The following is a 17,724-nucleotide window of genomic DNA, read 5'->3' as shown; positions in this document are numbered from 1 at the left end:
GCAAACGGTAAAAGGGGGGTGCAATGCCATGCAGCCAGTCATCTATCACGTCGATGTAAACAGTGCCTATCTTTCCTGGGAGGCCGCCTACCGCATCCACCATCTGGGCGGTACGCTGGACCTGCGCACGATTCCCTCTGCCATTTCCGGAGATGCGGCCGCAAGGCACGGCATCATCCTTGCGAAAAGCATCCCGGCCAAACAATACGGCATCCGCACGGGAGAGACTATTCTGGAGGCCCGGCAGAAATATCCCGCCCTTTACATGGCGCCGCCCAATTACGGGCTGTATCAGAAATGCTCCGATGCCTTTATGAAAATTTTGAGGGAATACACACCCACTGTGGAACAGTACAGCATCGATGAGGCGTTTATGGACATGACGGAAACGGTCAGTCTCTTCGGCACTCCGCTTGATACGGCACTGCATATCCAGTCCCGCATCAGAAATGAACTCGGCTTCACGGTCAATATCGGGATTTCCTGTAATAAGCTGCTCGCAAAGATGGCCAGTGAAATGAAGAAACCCGACAGAGTGCACACACTCTTCCCCGAAGAAATCCCGGATAAAATGTGGCCCCTGCCTGTGTCAGACCTCTTTTTTGCTGGAAGGGCAACCACCGCAAAGCTGTTTCGCCTCGGAATCCATACGATCGGCGAGCTTGCACAAAGTGACCCTGATCTTCTCTCCCTCCACTTAAAAAAGCACGGGAAGACCATCTGGGCCTTTGCCAACGGCCTCGACAGCTCCCCCGTGGAGCCTGCGCCGCCTCCCCAGAAAGGGTACGGCAATTCCACAACGATCGCCTTCGATGTAGAGGATGCCGATACAGCCCGCCTCGTGCTCCTCGGTCTGGCAGAAACAGTCGGGACGAGACTGCGGGAAGATGACGTGCAGGCCGAATTAATGTCGGTCGGCATCAAGAGTTATGACTTAAGCTATGCCAGCCATCAGATGATTCTGAAGAGTCCGACGAATATTACAACCGAACTCTACCGCTGCGCCTGCCGGCTCTTTGACCAGCTCTGGGATCAAAAAACACCGATCCGGCATCTCGGAATCCATACCGGCCGGCTTCATGAGGGGGGCACGCTCAGGCAGATGAGTCTGTTTGATACGACAGATTATGCGAAACTGGAACAATTAGACAGGACGATTGATTCTATCCGGAAAAGATACGGGATTGATTCCGTCAGGCGGGCCGCGTTTCTCGATGTGCCCCTCGATCATATGGAAGGAGGGGTCTCCCGCGAAAAACGCAGCGTGGACTACTCCCGCCTGTTGATCGAGTAGATTACGCCGGATACAGATAAAAAGACAGATCAGATAAGGAGGTGTATCATCATGGGTATGGGCATTGGCATCAACGTCCATTCACCGGATGCAGGTAAAATCAAGGGACATCAGGAGCCCGTCGCGTGCGGGGTCTGGTATACAAGCACAGGGACGGCCATTCCTAAGATGATAAAATTTCAGGATGCAGATGGCCACATCCGCACCCTGTCAAACCTGCATGTCCGTACTTTTGAAAAAAAGAATTACTGCGGCATCCCTACTCTGGAATACGAATGCGATGCCGTAGTAAACTCCCGCAAATATATCTTTCATTTACTATATTATGTAGAGCACCAGAAATGGACCGTGCTCTGGAAATCACAGAGTTTCTTTAACGGCTAATCCTGATTCTGCCGGTAAACACGTGCGAACTCCCTCACATGTGCCTCGAGTACGTTCAGCGCCTCCTCTTTCTTTTCAGGCTCCTGGTCATACTTGTTCAGCAGGAAGAAAATCGGTGCATAAAAATGAAGTGCCATTATCTCCGGGGAACTGCTCCTGAATATCCCCTGCCGGCACATTTCTTCGAACAGCGCTGCCTGATATGTGATGCCTGCCTCCATGAAAATCTGCCTGTATACCTCATAGATTTCTCTGTCCCGGTACTGTTCGATGGTCAGCATCCTGCGGAAACGGGCGGCAAACTCATCCTTCAGGTAAAACAGGAAAATCTTCTTACTCAGGTCAAGCAGGGCCCCGAGTGTCAGAGCTCCGTATAAGGCAGCTGCAGACTCCATCCCGTCCTCATCCGGCAGACCATACCCCAGTGACATCTGCTCCATGCGCGAGGACATCTCCTGCACAATTGTGTCAAAGATTTCCTTCTTGCTTTTAAAATGTTTATAAAGCGAACTGTCCTTAATCCCGACCGCATCCGCAATATTCTTCACACTGGTCCCCTGATACCCGTTCTCCGCAAACAGGGTCAGTGCCTTTTCTATAATCAGTTCCTTTGTCGTCATATGTAATCCTCTCTGTTACGCATCCCTCTCTGATTCGGATACCAGCGCCCTTACCGCCTTTTCCTGCCCAAACAACACGCATCCCCCACTATGTTCCCCTGTCAGGAGTTCTCCATCCCGCAGCTTCACGAACAGCCGGGACTTCAATGCCTCACGCAGTCTGGTTTCTTTCAGGCTGGTATCGGAAAACGGTGAGAACGGGCAGGGCTCCGCACCTCCATCTGCATTGATATGGAAAAATCCCCTTCCTGCTGCCAGACACCCACCGGATGCCTTCTCATCCCCGGGGAACGAAATATAAAGCATCGCCTGTTTTTTCTCCCGCAGCTTCATGAGCCTTTGTTCCATCCTGATACGGTCTTCTTCATCCGGCGCAAGCCCCTGTGTCTTTGGATCCGCCGGCACATACTCCACATAAACCACCGCCTTACATCCCGCCCCTGCCAGCCGGCATGTAAATTCATCCGAAGTCACTTCGTCCAGATTTTCCTTCGTCACCGTAATCGAGGTTCCGAACAGAATCCCCTTTTCCCTCATGCATTCCATCGTCCCCAGTAATGTATGGTATACCCCTGCCCCTCTTCTGTCATCCGTCCTCTGCTGATTCCCTTCCATGCTGAAAACCGGAATCAGGTTCCTGTGACCTGAAAAAAGCTTTACATAATCCTGATCCATAAGCGTCCCGTTCGTAAATACAGGAAACAGTATCCGCTTGTGCCGGGCCGCCGTCTCAACCACATCCCGCCTGACAAGGGGTTCCCCGCCCGCGAGCAGTATGAATCCGATTCCAAGTTCCTCCGCCTGCGAAAAAATATCTCCCCACTGCTCTTTGTCAAGCTGTCCGTTCCGTTCAAACTCCCCGCATGACTCATTCGCCCTTGCATAGCATCCTTTACAGTGCAGGTTGCACTGGCTGGTAATACTCGCAATCAAAAAAGGCGGAATATGTTCTCCCCGCGCCTCCGCTTCCCTGCGCAGTTCTCTGGCCTCCTTCGCTGCTTTCGAATACTGCATCATAAATGCACTTTCCCCCGGATTACTCAAAGAGGCCTTCAGAATCCCTTTTATAATGCGGTCCGTACCCCTGCTTAAATACTCTTCTAATTGAAATGACTGCATATCCGCCTTCTTTCTGTGATATTCGATGACCATGCATCTTATTCACTGTCTCCACCAAATAGTATCAGGCTAGTAATCACTAGCTTATATACACAGTATAGCTAGTGGTTACTAGCCTGTCAAGAGAAAAATCTATTAAAACCTTAATAAATCGCAGATGCTGTCCGGGTTCTCCTTGACATTTTAAACTGTTACTGCTATTATTACAGTATAAACTGTAATATTTTAAGTTGCAGTAAAACATTTTCCTGCAGGTATCCAGCAATCCTGATCACAGGCATATATTACAGAAAGTGAGGGGACACCATGAACAGTGAATTTATCGTAGCCGTACATGCTATGGTTTTTCTCCACCATAAAACCGGGACCATCTCCAGTGAAGTACTCGCACAGAATATCTGTACAAACCCGGTGCGGGTACGGCGTGTTATGGCGAAGTTGAAAAAGGCCGGACTGGCAGAGACACACGAGGGCCGGGCAAACGGAGGCTACGCTTATTACAAATCCAAAACAGTGACTCTGGGTGATATCAGCAGGGCTCTGGACGTGCAGTTTGCAGACTCGTCGTGGCACAGCGGGGACAGGGACAACGAATGTATGATCGCGTCAGGAATGTCAGATTTTATGGACTCTTTATACGGAAAATTAAATGAGATGTGCAGTGACTATCTGAATACAATCACAATTGCTGATGTGGAAGAATATCTGAAAAAGAAAAAAGATCCTGTGCACACCCAAAACAGTGCACAGGATCTGCTCTTTCATCAGTCACGATGGTAAATATCATGCAGCTTTGCATATAACGGGGCCAGTTTTCCATATATGTTCTGAAAAACATCTTGGTATAGTTCATAATAAATCTGGTGCTGGCCCATATCAGGTTCGAATGTATCCTTCAGATGCACCATCGCCTCCTGTGCCTCCTGATAGTTCTGAAATACTCCCAGGCCCACAAAGGCCGCCATTGCGCTCCCGATTCCGGTGGCCTCATGGGTAACCGTTCTCTTTACGGGTATCCCGAACATATCCGCCGTAATCTGGCATATCTCATCGCTCTGCGAGCCGCCCCCGGCAAGCCGGATCTCCTCGAATGCATGGCCGGAGCGCTTTTCTAAAAGCTTCATTCCTTCGATAAGTGCAAAGTTGATTCCCTCGATAATCGCCCGGTAAATATGGATTCTGGTATGCTGGTCCGAAAATCCGATGATCGCCCCTCTCGCCGACGGCATCGTAACATTCGGGGTAAAATACGGCTGGAACAAAAGCCCGTCGCAGCCTGCCGGAATCTCTTTTAAGCGCTTATTCAGCAGTTCCTCGGCCGATGTCCCCTGCAGCTTTGCCTGCTCCACCTCTTTTTCCGCAAACTCCTTTTTAAACCATGATATCAGCCAGTACCCTCTGAAAATCTCGATCTCCGGGTTGAAAAATCCCGGTATAACGGATGGATATGGCGGGATAAACCGCTCCGGCTCCAGATACCGCTCTATATTAAATGTAATCGTGGCGGTCGTTCCGAATCCGATTGCCGCCTTCTCCTTCGACGTACAGCCCAGCCCCAGAATCTCACACGCTTTATCGGCACCTGAGGCAAGGACTGGAAGGCCCACTTTTAACCCGGTATCCTCTGCCGCCTGTCTGGTAATCTTCCCCAGAAGCTCACCGGATTCCTTCACCTCACAGAGTTTATCCGGCTCCACATCAAACACCGGCCGGGTCAGGGCGCCTTTGTTCTGCCACCCCCGGCTCTGGCAGTCGATCGGCAGCCTTCCGACCAGGCTGGCCGCCGCATCCGCCATATTCCCTGTCAGCTTGAACGTCAGAAATCCGCTTAACAGCAGATATTTATAGGTTCTCTTCCAGATATCAGGCTCTTTCTGCATAATCCAGTTGCAGTGCGCCTTCTGGAACTGCATTTTCGCAGTCTCTTCCATTCCGACTGCCTTCAGCATCATACGCGTTACTTGGGAAAACTTCGGGGCCCCGTCTGCTTTCCGTTTGTCCAGCCAGATAATTGCGGGACGTAATGGAATTCCGTTCTCATCCACGCAGATGACCGTATCCCTGATCGTCGTGACGGAGACAGCCTCAATCCTGTCCCACAGCCCGTCTTCAGCCGACGACTTTAACTCCTGAGCCGCCTCACAGATATTCCTGTAGTAAAACAAGGCATCCTGCTCCGCCTGGTCCGCATCTTTTGAGAAATACGGCGGATCATGTTTTTTCTGTCCTTTCCCCAGTATGTCTCCCCGGTTATTGATTAATAAGGCACGGGAGCTCTGTGTCCCCACATCAAATGTCAGGACAATCCTTTCTTCGACCTCTTTCATGGCAATTCCTCACTGAATGTCCTCTCTCAAAAACCGTTTTTCCTCTTCCTTCAGGTCCAGTCCCAGCGTACCGCCCGGATTCATGTTATATCCCGGGTCAAAATAATTTTTCAGGGCACGGATCATGCCGTATTCCGTTCTGCCGATCTGCCCCTCCAGCCACGGTGCGAACATTTTGCCGATGCCGTGGTGATGGCTCAGCGCCGCCCCGGACTTCTGGATTGCATCCAGAATAGTGCTGTGATATTTCCTAAATTCCTCCGCATCATCCATCCTTGTGATAAAAATGAAGTACAGGTTTGCACCCTGCGGATAGCAGTGTGACATATGCGTCGTGACAATCGTATTCGGCAGTGCATGGCAGACCTTACGCACCTCCTCGTGTACCTTGCCCATGTTGGACCAGTTCACGGAACACTCAAGAGTATCGGTCATAATTCCAAAGTCCAGAAGGGTATCTCTCAGATACGGGTCTGTGAAACGCCCTTTTTCCCAGCTCTTTGTCACAAATGAGGTCAGGCTCATGCCTCCGTATTCTTTGGCAATCCTGCGGATATTGCGAGCCACATTTTCAGAAAATCCTTTCTCCCCGTCCGTGAAACCAAGGAACAGGCATCTCTCCATATCCCGGTATCCTCTTGCATCAAGAAGCTTCCACAGCGGAGTTTCATCCACATTATAAAGACGCAGCATCAGGTCCGTTTCCTCCGGGTCAGACAGGCGGAATACGGAAGAAAATCCCGCTTCACACTGCATCATCTCACGTGCCGCCTCCTGCGCGGTCTTCCAGTCTTTAAAAATATAGGAAAACCTCTGCCTGTTCTGCGGCATATAGCGGAATACTTTTAGTGTCACCTCTGTAAGTACACCAAAGGTTCCTTCACTCCCCATCATAATCTGGTTCAGATTCGGGCCGGTCGCCTCCCTCGGGTAATGGCTGGTCTGGATATTACCAATCGGGGTGGCATACTTCTGTGACATAACAATATCCGTGATACAGCCGTAATAGGTGCTGTTCTGTCCGGCTCCCCTCGTTACGACCCAGCCTCCCACACTGCTATATTCAAAGGACTGCGGGAAATGGCCGCAGGTGTAGGCCCTTTTTGCCCCCATAAGCTGCGGTGCATGGTTCAGGGCACGCTCCAGTTTTGGACCCGACATGCCACTCTGTACAGTAATTGTCTGGTCGGTTTCATTAAAAGAAACGATCTTATTATACCGTTTCCTCATATCCAGGGAAATCCCGCCCTTTACCGGTTCCACACCGCGCGTCACACTGCTTCCCCCGCCGTATACATAAAGAGGGATGCCGTGTTTTGTACTGTACGCCACGATTTCTTCGATCTGTTTCGTCGTTCCCGGATATACAACCACATCCGGCAGATTCTCGATGATCCGCTGGCGGAGTCTGGCCGCATCATACCCCGTCTTGCCGTAAGCAACAGCGAGTCTCGGATAATCCTCTGTCGTAACAAACTCATCCCCGACAATCTTTTTCAATGCCTCAATATGCTCCGGGGCAAGATTGCACGGTGCATCCAGCTTCACCGGGTCCATCCCGATATCGCCGTCATAGGACCTGAAATCCTCGTCTGTCATATTGAATTTTTCCTTCATCATCTTATATAAGGATTCCTTCGGGTATTTCACATACTCCGGGTCCCCCCAGCGGAAAATAGACCGGTAGCTATCTTTCGGTGCAGGTGTTTTCACCCATTTCGGTTCAAAATCTTTATACGGTTTATTGCTCATAATTCATCTTCTCCCTTCTGACATCCATTGCTGTACTTCTAAGAAACACTTTCTGCGTTCTCATACTCTTTTAATATATCACTTGTTACAATCACATCCACGCCCAGTCCGAGGACATTTTCGATGACAGGCTCCCCTGTTCCACATATCCGGTCAACCGTCACCTGATTGATCTGGTTCATCACGTCAAATATCCGTTCCTTTGGTATCTCCGCAGACACCCTCACCGGAATCACCGAAACCCCGGGAAATACAGTACGGACCGTGGAACAGATCGTCCGCATGGGATGGGTCATTTCCTCCACTGCAAATGCTTCCCCTCGTTTACACTGGTTCCCGCTGACTTCCCACACGCCATCCCTCTCCTCTACTTTCAAACTGCACCCGTTGGGGCAGACAATACAGGTCAGCTCTCTCAAATGTCTCCCTCCTTTCGGATCGCAATCTCAATCCGGCTGTCTTTCTCAATTTTAAATGTGCTTAAGTCCAGTTCCAGCCGTTCCATTTCCGGCGGTTTTAAGTTCCTGTACTTTTTATGGAAGATCTCCTTCCCGTTCAGCAGAAATACAAGCGTTCCCGCGCTTAGTACTTCCCTGCTGCGGAAATAGAACACCACCTGTTTCAGTTCATCCGACAGTGTCAGCTTCTGCGGGACAAGGTACTGTAAGGATGTATCCGGCTTTAATTCTACAGAAACTGCCCTGCTGTTTTTTCCCTGCTTTGTAACCGTATCTGCCCCCCGCCGTGTGAATTCTGCTGCCGCTGCGCCTGCCAGTTCCCCGCTTTCGGATACATAATCCACCAGGTCATTCACATGCAGTGCATTCCCGCACGAAAAAACTCCTTCCGTCTCTGTCATAAATCGATTGTCGCAGACAGGTCCCTTCGTTCTGGCGTCCAGCCGTACACCCAGCTTTTCCGCCATTTCATTTTCCGGTATAAGCCCCACCGAGAGAATTAATGAGTCGCATGCGACCCTTTTTTTCGTGGCCTCCACAGGCTTCATGTTTGAATCCACTTCCGCCACTTCCACGGCGGTAAGTCTCTGTTCCCCAAAGACCCTCGTTACTGTGTGTGACAAATGAAGAGGAATCCCATAATCGTCCAGACACTGTACAATATTCCTTGTCAGGCCGGAAGGCGTCGGCTTTACCTCATAGACCCCCAATACCTCTGCGCCCTCCAGCGTAAGCCTTCTCGCCATGATCAGGCCAATGTCCCCGCTTCCGAGAATCACACACTTACCGGCAGGCATTTTCCCCTGCAGGTTCACAAAATGCTGTGCCGTCCCAGCAGTCATGATCCCGGCCGGTCTGGTTCCGTGGATCTGGACCTGTTTTGCCGTCCGCTCCCTGCACCCGGTAGCGAGTACGAGCGCCTTCGCGCAATATTCCTGAACGCCGCGGCGGTTCACGGCTTTCAGCACAAAACCGCCGTCTGTATGCTTCATTTCCGTAACAAAAGTCAGCAGGCTATGATCGATTTCCCGCTCCCTGAACTCCTTGATAAACCGCTCTACATATTCCGGCCCCGAGAGCTTTTCACCGAAACGTATCAGCCCGAACCCGTCATGGATACACTGCTTGAGAATCCCTCCGAGTCTGGCCTCACGCTCGATCAGGAAAACCGATGCTCCTTTCTTGTCCGCAGACACTGCCGCTGCAAGACCTGCCGGCCCGCCGCCTATTACAATGACATCATATGTTTTCACGATACCGCCTCCCCTTTTCCGGGCTTTGTCTCACGAAGCAGAATTTCCGACCCGGCCCCGGCCTTTCGCACCTTTTCCGCAGGAATCTGCTCATATTCACTGATAATCTTCGTTACGAGGGGCATACAGAAACCACCTTGGCATCTGCCCATCCCGGGTCGCACCCTTTTCTTGATCCCATCTATCGTCGACACAGGAATCGGGGACTTCAGCGCATCCAGTATCTCTCCCTTGCTGATTTCCTCACAGCGGCACACAATCTCCCCGTAATCCGGGTTTTCCTGTATGAGCCGGTTCCGTTCTTCATCGGAAAGCCGGTTCAATACCGGTGCTGCCTTCCTGACCGGCTGGAAATCCCGGTTTCTCTCCACTTTTCTGCTCTTTGAAAGTTCTTTGACCACCATCTTCTCAATATCGAGGGCAACCGCCGGTGCCGTGGTAAGTCCCGGCGACTGGATTCCCGCACAGTGGATTAAGTTCTTTGTCCTCCTGCCCTTTTCAATCACAAAGTCCTCTTCAAAGGTAGCCGGCCTGACACCTGTAAAATATGTAATGATATCTCTTTCGCTCAGTGCCCCAGCCGTCAGCTTCTGCTTCTCAAAAACGGCATCAATACTGCCCTGCTCTGTGGCAAAGTTTTCTTTCTCATACGTTTCCACCGCATTCGGACCGACAAGCAGATTATCGTGAACCGTATGCAGGATGCCTCCGCCTTTTGTATGCTTCGTATTTTGATTCAGTGTCTTGATCGATGCAATCCCCTTTACAAGACTGCCCGACTTTTTATCCAGAATAGAATTGGTACCTTTTCTCGGATGTATCGAATAAAAGCGGTCTCCCGCCATCTTTGCCACATCCTCCGCGAACACTCCGGCCGCATTGATCACGATCTTCGGATAGACCGTCCCCCGGTTCGTCGTCACGGAACGGATCTTTGCGTTCTTCACTTCCATGCCAAGCACCGCCGTATTCAACGATACTTTTGCTCCATTCTCCACCGCATTTTCCCCATAAGCAATTGTCAGTCCGTAAGGACATACACAGCCCGCTGACGGGTTGAATATGGCAAACTGAAACTCTGGGTTCAGGTTCGGCTCCCTCCTAAACAGTTCATCCCGCTTCAGAATCCGTGTATCCTTCACCTTACAGATATGCCTGCGCTGCCAGACGTAAGCCCATATGAGGGGATACATCCATTTTCCGGTAAATCCCACATACTGCCCACACCGGTCAAAGGGAACACTGAGCTCCTTGCAGACTCTGCCGAACATCCGGTTGCCTTTCAGCACATAATGCTGCTTTAAGCTGCCCCGGTTCAGGTCGACTCCCGGATGCACTTCCCCGTCATTGCGGCCTGACGCCTGCACTGCAAGATCTGCCTCCTTATCCACGAGCAGGATATCCAGCTTCCATTTGGAAAGTTCCCTCGCAATGCTCGCTCCCGAGATCCCGCCTCCAATGATCAGGACATCCGGCTTCTTCTTATCAAGAGAATCATCCTTTACGTCCGGTATCCGCATCTCTGGTATCGTCACCCCGTCCAGTCTGATATCATTCACAACATGCATACCCGACTTCTTATTCACACACATGCTGCATGCCGCAACAATTTTATCCCAGCTGTCCAGATGCCCTGACACAATAATGCAGCGGTTCTCTATCCGGACCGAAACACTCTCTCCAAAATGCTTATGAAGCTTCTTTTGAAGCACATTTACATTCATGGAATCCCTTCTTTCTTCTAAAAGACATAATGATTCTATTTTTCCAACATTCAAACCATATGCATATTATACGATAAGTTATCAGACATTTCCACCCATAATTGGAAATTAGTGTACGATCTTTATATTTCTGAATGATTGAATGGTACGCCTGCTGAAAATCAGGCGGAAAGGCCCCTGCAAGCTGTGTGGCCTGTTCGCATGCTTTTCATTTACGAAGAACCACTAATGCCAAAAACGGCCCTCCAGCAGGGCACCGACCACATTTGCCGTCCAATCTTGATGATTGGACGGCGCAGGTGGTCTGAAAATCTGTTTTGGAAAACAGATTTTCTCCCTTTGGAGGGCCGTTTTTGACATAAGTGGTTCTAACGTGCATTCTATGCATTTGAACAGGCCACACAGCTTGCAGGGGCCTTTCCGCCTGACTTTCAGCAGGCTTCGTTCATCCAGTGGGACGTGAAGATCGTCCGGGGTGGGGATTTCCGGTCAAAAGATACATTTTTTAAATGTACTTCTTTAACCCAGCCTATTTGTGGAACATGGACCAGTAACCTTGTATGAAGATGAAGAGTACGATTACTGGCAGTACGCAGGAGACGTATATTCTTGCCCATTGGGGGAATTTGAGGCCTTCTCCGGTATTGGCTTCTTTTTGGAAGTTTTTCCATCCCCATCCGATTTTGCTTGTGCAGAAGAGGAGGTAGATCAGGCTTCCGATTGGGAGGAGGTTGTTGCTTACGAAGAAGTCTTCCAGATCCAGGATGTTTTTGCCCTCTCCCAGTGGTGAGAATCCGCTCCATATGTTGAATCCTAAGATGCATGGAAGTGATAGGATGATGATTGCAGCCAGATTGATAAGTACTGCTTTCTTACGGCTGCATCCAGTCAGGTCCATAGCAAAGGATATAATATTTTCAAATACGGCAATGATCGTGGATGCCGCCGCGAAGAACATACACAGGAAAAACAGGGTTCCCCAGATTCTGCCACCGCTCATGGAGTTGAAAATATTCGGCAGTGTAATGAAGATCAGACTCGGTCCGCTGTCGGGATTGACTCCGAATGCAAAGCAGGCCGGGAAAATGATCATTCCTGCCACGAGTGCCACACATGTGTCTAACACAGTGACACAGACCGCCTCTCCAGTCAGTGTGCGTTTCTTGTCAATATAGCTCCCGAAAATAGCAATTGCACCGATTCCCAGACTCAATGTGAAGAAGGCCTGTCCCATCGCTGCAAACACAACATTCATGATACCGGCATCTTTTACCTTGGAAAAATCAGGGTAAAGATAGAAGCGAAGCCCTTCAGAAGCCCCCGTCAGCGTCGCGGAGCGGACTGCAAGTATCACCATAAGTACAAGCAGAATCAGCATCATCACTTTTGTAATCTTCTCAACACCCTTCTGGAGTCCTATGCTGCAGATTGCGAAGCAAAGCGCAACAACAATTACCATGCAGACCGTCATAAGCACCGGCTGTGCGGTAAGTGAACCAAACTCCCCTGCGATCTCATCTGCATTCAGGCCTTCAAATTTACCGCCCGCCATCTTTACAAAGTATAACAGCATCCAGCCCCCAATGGTCGTATAGAACATCATCAGGAGATAATTTCCTGCCATCGCACCGTATTTATACCAGTGCCACTTTGTCCCCGCAGGCTCCAGCCTGTCAAATGACAGAGCCGCACTCACCTGACTCGCCCTGCCTACAGAGAACTCCATAATCATAATTGGAAGCCCGAGTATTGCAAGGAAGAACAGGTAAATCAGCACAAAAGCCGCGCCCCCGTATACCCCTGTGATATAAGGGAACCGCCATACATTTCCAAGTCCGATGGCACATCCTGCCGAAATCAGGATGAACCCCAGTCTGGAACCAAATTTTTCTCTCTTCATATCTCTTTAGATCCTCTCTTTTATCGTTTAAAAATCTGGCCGGTTATTATAAACAAATTTGGCCAACAAGGTTTATCTTAAGACATTGCCATTTTCCTGTCAAGCAATTCCGGCGGCTTTATGTGCTCCCTACAGCTAAAGGCCCCGGGCAAAATGCCCGGGGCCTGATCATATCCTTATGTATAAACCGTTTCGCTTTCCTTAGTTTGCCTCCAGCGAGCGCTTCTTTGTAATTGTGACCTTTTCATCGTAGCACGTGAAGATCTCATCCACCTTCTCTTTTTTCACCTTCGGGGTCACAAGACTTACCACAGGCACAATAACCAGTCCGGCTATCATGGCGATCGCTCCCGCGTTGATCGGTGAAGCAATGTATCCGATAAACATATTTGAAACAGTAATTCCCACTCCTGCGATAAAACTTGCCCATACAGCGGCGCGTGTCACACCTTTCCAGTACAGTCCGTAGAGGAATGGAGCCAGAAATGCCCCGGCCAGCGCCCCCCATGAGATCCCCATGAGCTGTGCGATAAAGGTCGGCGGATTCAGCGCAATCACAACAGAAATTACGATGAAAAATACAATCAGCAGCTGCATGGTAATGACCTGTTTCTTCTCACTCATATTCTTCATCACATTATCCTTCAGCAGGTCCAGAGTCATTGTAGAGCTGGACGTCAGAACAAGTGAAGACAGTGTGGACATAGATGCCGATAAAACAAGTACGACTACGATGCCGATTAAGATGTCCGGCAGGCTCGAAAGCATAAACGGAATAATACTGTCATAGATTACTGAGCCTGTTGTCTGGTCATAGATGGCCGGGTCATCGAAGAGTCTTCCGAAACCGCCGAGGAAATAAGAACCTCCTGCAACTACGACTGCAAACAAAGTGGAAATGACTGTCCCTGTGTTGATCGCCTTCTCATCCTTAATTGCATAAAACTTATTGATCATCTGCGGCAGCCCCCACGTTCCCAGAGAGGTCAGGATTACAACCCCCAAAAGGTTCAGCGGGTCAGGGCCGAAGAAGGAAGTAAAAGCTCCCGGCTGTCCGGAAGTCACTGCCACATCACTCGGTATCTGCGCCATTGTCTGGATTGCCTGAAGGAATCCCCCTTTTCCGCTCAGTACCGCACCGATAACTACAACAATTCCTACCAGCATAATGATTCCCTGAATGAAATCGTTGATAGCCGTTGCCATGTAACCGCCAAGTATAACATAGACCGCCGTAAATAGTGCCATAACAACTACACAGGCTGTGTATGGAATATGGAACGCCATCCCGAACAGTCTGGATAATCCGTTGTATACAGAAGCCGTGTAAGGAATCAGGAAAATAAATACAATCACAGAAGCCGTGATTTTCAATGCCTTGCAGTCATAGCGTTCCCCGAAAAAATCCGGCATCGTCTTCGAACGCAGGTGCTGGGTCATAACCTTTGTCCTCCGTCCCAGCACTACCCATGCCAGAAGGCTTCCGATCACCGCGTTTCCAATGCCGATCCATGTGGATGCAATTCCGTATTTCCATCCGAACTGCCCGGCGTACCCTACAAATACAACCGCTGAAAAATAAGAGGTTCCATATGCGAATGCCGTCAGCCACGGTCCAACAGAACGCCCGCCCAGCACAAAACCATCTACACTTCTCGTGTGTCTTCTTGCATAGAAGCCCACACCTACCATTACAGCAAAAAATACAATCAGTAAAATTAACTTAACGCCCATCTCTCTTCCTCATCTCTCATATGCTTTCCTTTTTATGATGCCTCTGCCCTTGCTAATTTGCTTTAAAGCGTTACGCTTTAAAGTATTAAAGCACTATTGGTATAGTACCACGGGACATATCCCTGTGTCAATCGAAAAATGGTGCGAATACAAAATTATTACTGCCTATCGTTACCGTTCTCTCTCTGGGTACATACAGACATGCAAAATCCCCTGTAATATGAATCTGTTTCTTCATACTACAGGGGATTCCTGATAATAAATCATTATTTCATCTTCTCGACTCTGTCATGAATTGTCTTGTTAAAATTCTCAATCTGTCTGCAGTAAGGCTCATTCATGAACTTTGAATTCAGCATAAAATCTGCTGTCGCCAGATTGTTTGCAATCGGAATGTCATAGACAACTGCGATTCTAAGCAGCGCCTTTACATCCGGGTCGTGAGGCTGTGCTTCCAGAGGGTCCCAGAGAAAGATCATGAAATCAATCTGTCCTTCTACAATCTTTGCACCGATCTGCTGGTCACCGCCAAGAGGTCCGCTGCAGTATCCCCTGACCGGAAGTCCGGTTCTCTCCGCAATCAATTTTGCAGTTGTACCCGTCCCGCATAAAAAGTGCCCTTTTAAAATCTCTTTATTCTTATCACACCAGTCTACCAGCTCTTTTTTCTTGCCGTCATGTGCGACCAGCGCGATATGCTTTGCCTTGCCAATTTCCAAAGTTACGTAATTGTCTTCCAGCATATGTACTACCTCCATTATTCTGTCAGCCCTTTTTAATTATACCAGCTGTTCCATAGAATGAAAACGTATGGATGCCAGCAGGCCTATGGCTACTGTTACTATCATACTATAAATGAGAATAATTGGAAAGACCAAATCTATACTAATTACCAGTCCTGCTACTACGGAAATTGCCGCACCGATTCCCAGAATCGTCATCTGGATCAGTGCCCTGACGATCCCCTGCCCCGTCTTTCCGAGGGATTCTCCCAACAGACACTGCGATATTACCATCGTGTACATCCTGTTTGCCTGAAGGACAGCATATGTCAATATTGCAAGTACGATCTGCACAGGGCTGATTTTCCATGCCACACCGAGCGGGATGCAGAAAATACAGCCGTCCACCAGCGCTTTAATATGCTCCATCAGCGTCGCATACCAGAGTTTTTTAACCGGGCTGTCCGGAATCAGGAAGAGATAAGGACTCTTAAGCTCATTCTCCCATTTTCCAACATACCCTGACAGGACCAGCGTCATATAAAGAATGATCCCCATTAGATACATTGCAGGCATGCCTGATTTCATCACACTCGCCCGCATCACTCTGGATAACAGGATTGCGATGGCAAGGCACATCACCGTCATTTTAGAGAAAATGAAATACTTTTCCTTCTTGTACTCCAGCAGCTGCCTGTAAAAAATCGCTTTTGCACCTGTTGCACGGAAAGATTCATTGACCCGGCGGAACTTCTTTTTCTTCTCACCGATACTCATCACCATCTCGCCATTGACCTTGCGTCTTCTCATCTCTGCATAGTCATCTGCGAACTTTGCTGCATCTTCATAATACCCGCCGTCACATTTCATCCTGCAAGCCGCCAGCAGCGCACCCGCTGCCGTTAAAAGGTATAAAACGGTACAGATCACATTCAGTGTATCCGGTCCCAGAAGGATCAGACGGTAGACAGAAATATTCCAGCCGGCCACCGGTATCATCTGAAGCCCCGGCCAGTCAATAAACGCCGATGCACTCTCAACAGACACTCCATATTTCTTAAAATAAAGAACAATAAAAACGGCAACTCCAATCAGAAATACCTTAATGCCTCTGCCGATCCAGATCTTCGCTTTTTCCGGAATCCTGTCATTCGTATACATCAGTATCATAATACTGATTTCAAACATAATTTCCACAACACATTCTACAAGGAAAAACAGAACCATCTTCCACAGTTCCACCCCGAATACAGCCAGTCCCCCGATGAAAAACAGAACACTGACGATTATCGAAACAAGATAATTCATCCATGCACTGTGAAGCAGAATCAGCTTTGGATTTACCGGCGCCGTAAAGACAAAGTGTGCATGTGAAGGTTTGAAAATAACCCCTTTTCTGGAAGCATATGATGCAAAATTGGCAAGGAAGATATAAAGCGTCCAGATTGTTATGATGACAATCAGCCCTTTTACAGAATCAAAATGTATGATATTCACAAGGTTGCCCAGCATCACTGCAACAAAAACTGCATACACGAAGCCCCCGATAATCAGAAGTAAAGATACCGGCTTTCTCAGCGCCTTCTTCATATTATTTATAAAGGTCCTCTTCGTTACATATAAAAGCGCTCTCATCTATTCATCACCGCCCGTTTCCCATCCGCCTGTCATCTCAAAGAACAGGTCGTCCAGATCCTTCTCGCCTACTTCTGACTTATGATAGGAACCGATAATATGACTCTTCTCCATAACAAACATAACATCCCAGAGCTCCTCCACCATCTCCAGCATATGCGTACTGATCAGCACGGTCACTCCCTGGTTCTTCAGCTCAATGACAACTTCCTTTAGCTCCTTAATCGCTTTTGGATCAAGACCCACCATAGGTTCGTCCAGAAGAATCACTTTCGGCTTAATTGAAAGTGCACAACAGATGCTGACTTTCTGCATCATACCTTTCGACAGCTCATTGCCAAGCTTATCCTGTTTATCATCCAGATCAAAGCGTTTCAGCAGAGCCTCAATCTCCTCATCCGTGACAGTGCTGTCATAGGCTCTGCGCACATACTCAATATGCTCTCTGACAGTCAGTGCCTCGAACATGGACGGAATCTCCGGCACATAGGCAAAGAGCCGCTTCGCATCCAGCTTCTTTGCATCAATCCCCTGAATACCGATTCGCCCCGTGTAGCGCAAAAGCCCCGCTATACTCTTAATAATGGTAGACTTTCCCGCCCCATTAGGCCCTAACAAAACCCCGACCTGACCGTCCGGGATAAAAAAACTAACCCTGTCAACTGCCAGATACTTTCCATATGATTTACTTAACTCCTGTATTTCCAGCATGATTCCCCTCCTGCATATGTAATAAAAACTACATTCCCTGATACTTTTTGTATTATTCATTTAATACAATAATACATGTAATTCAAAATCT

Annotated in this window: 15 protein-coding genes; 3 read left to right on the top strand and 12 right to left on the bottom strand. The window is 48.9% G+C overall.

Going from position 1 to position 17,724, the window contains the following annotated elements; translation table 11 throughout:
- The first annotated feature begins 28 nt into the window (after nt 1–28).
- Both ABIN22_RS07915 and ABIN22_RS07910 read left to right on the top strand, forming a co-directional pair.
- Nucleotides 29–1,294, top strand: coding sequence for a Y-family DNA polymerase (locus tag ABIN22_RS07915; protein WP_346907791.1), 1,266 nt, complete (start codon nt 29–31; stop codon nt 1,292–1,294).
- A 51-nt stretch (nt 1,295–1,345) separates the two neighbouring features.
- Complete coding sequence (locus ABIN22_RS07910; RefSeq protein WP_109732078.1) at nt 1,346–1,678, top strand: hypothetical protein; 333 nt, start codon at nt 1,346–1,348, stop codon at nt 1,676–1,678.
- Here the strand turns inward: ABIN22_RS07910 and ABIN22_RS07905 are convergent.
- Complete coding sequence (locus ABIN22_RS07905; protein WP_346907789.1) at nt 1,675–2,298, bottom strand: TetR/AcrR family transcriptional regulator; 624 nt, start codon at nt 2,296–2,298, stop codon at nt 1,675–1,677. The genes ABIN22_RS07910 and ABIN22_RS07905 overlap by 4 nt on opposite strands.
- A 15-nt stretch (nt 2,299–2,313) precedes the next feature.
- Nucleotides 2,314–3,417: a radical SAM/SPASM domain-containing protein gene (locus tag ABIN22_RS07900; protein ID WP_346907787.1), complete on the bottom strand. Its 1,104-nt coding sequence runs from the start codon at nt 3,415–3,417 to the stop codon at nt 2,314–2,316.
- 306 nt (nt 3,418–3,723) lie between these two features.
- Here ABIN22_RS07900 and ABIN22_RS07895 point away from each other — a divergent pair, with 306 nt between their 5' ends.
- On the top strand, nt 3,724–4,197 hold the full coding sequence (locus tag ABIN22_RS07895; RefSeq protein WP_346907785.1) for an RrF2 family transcriptional regulator: 474 nt from the start codon (nt 3,724–3,726) through the stop codon (nt 4,195–4,197).
- On the opposite strand, the gene ABIN22_RS07890 is transcribed toward ABIN22_RS07895, so the two are convergent.
- The 10 genes from ABIN22_RS07890 to ABIN22_RS07845 all read right to left on the bottom strand — a co-directional run bounded on the left by ABIN22_RS07890 (nt 4,182) and on the right by ABIN22_RS07845 (nt 17,633).
- On the bottom strand, nt 4,182–5,744 hold the full coding sequence (locus ABIN22_RS07890; protein WP_346907783.1) for an FGGY-family carbohydrate kinase: 1,563 nt from the start codon (nt 5,742–5,744) through the stop codon (nt 4,182–4,184). The genes ABIN22_RS07895 and ABIN22_RS07890 overlap by 16 nt on opposite strands.
- Before the next feature lie 9 nt (nt 5,745–5,753).
- Entirely contained in the window at nt 5,754–7,496 is a 1,743-nt protein-coding gene (locus tag ABIN22_RS07885; RefSeq protein ID WP_109732072.1) for an FAD-binding oxidoreductase, read from the bottom strand.
- 38 nt (nt 7,497–7,534) lie between these two features.
- The gene (locus ABIN22_RS07880; protein WP_346907780.1) at nt 7,535–7,915 is read right to left on the bottom strand and encodes a DUF1667 domain-containing protein; all 381 of its coding nucleotides are present in this window, start codon (nt 7,913–7,915) and stop codon (nt 7,535–7,537) included.
- Nucleotides 7,912–9,207, bottom strand: a complete 1,296-nt coding sequence (locus ABIN22_RS07875; protein WP_346907778.1) for an NAD(P)/FAD-dependent oxidoreductase — start codon at nt 9,205–9,207, stop codon at nt 7,912–7,914. The genes ABIN22_RS07880 and ABIN22_RS07875 overlap by 4 nt, the downstream gene beginning before the upstream one ends.
- Nucleotides 9,204–10,931: an NAD(P)/FAD-dependent oxidoreductase gene (locus ABIN22_RS07870; RefSeq protein WP_346907777.1), complete on the bottom strand. Its 1,728-nt coding sequence runs from the start codon at nt 10,929–10,931 to the stop codon at nt 9,204–9,206. The genes ABIN22_RS07875 and ABIN22_RS07870 overlap by 4 nt, the downstream gene beginning before the upstream one ends.
- Nucleotides 10,932–11,460: 529 nt before the next feature.
- Complete coding sequence (locus tag ABIN22_RS07865) at nt 11,461–12,831, bottom strand: sodium-dependent transporter (protein WP_118620850.1); 1,371 nt, start codon at nt 12,829–12,831, stop codon at nt 11,461–11,463.
- 201 nt (nt 12,832–13,032) lie between these two features.
- The gene (locus ABIN22_RS07860) at nt 13,033–14,565 is read right to left on the bottom strand and encodes a sodium:solute symporter family transporter (RefSeq protein WP_109732067.1); all 1,533 of its coding nucleotides are present in this window, start codon (nt 14,563–14,565) and stop codon (nt 13,033–13,035) included.
- 266 nt (nt 14,566–14,831) lie between these two features.
- Entirely contained in the window at nt 14,832–15,308 is a 477-nt protein-coding gene (locus ABIN22_RS07855; protein ID WP_118620851.1) for a methylglyoxal synthase, read from the bottom strand.
- 36 nt (nt 15,309–15,344) lie between these two features.
- Nucleotides 15,345–16,922 (bottom strand): putative ABC exporter domain-containing protein, encoded by a 1,578-nt coding sequence (locus tag ABIN22_RS07850; RefSeq protein ID WP_346907774.1) that lies wholly within the window; start codon nt 16,920–16,922, stop codon nt 15,345–15,347.
- Nucleotides 16,923–17,633 (bottom strand): ABC transporter ATP-binding protein, encoded by a 711-nt coding sequence (locus tag ABIN22_RS07845; protein ID WP_109732064.1) that lies wholly within the window; start codon nt 17,631–17,633, stop codon nt 16,923–16,925. It abuts the gene before it with no gap.
- Nucleotides 17,634–17,724: the final 91 nt, after the last annotated feature.

Origin of the sequence: Faecalicatena orotica (assembly GCF_905197545.1) — a bacterium.
Classification (GTDB): Bacteria; Bacillota; Clostridia; order Lachnospirales; family Lachnospiraceae; genus Faecalicatena_A; species Faecalicatena_A orotica.
The sequence above is the reverse complement of the archived record's forward strand: the minus strand, read 5'-3'. Positions and strand labels throughout refer to the sequence as shown.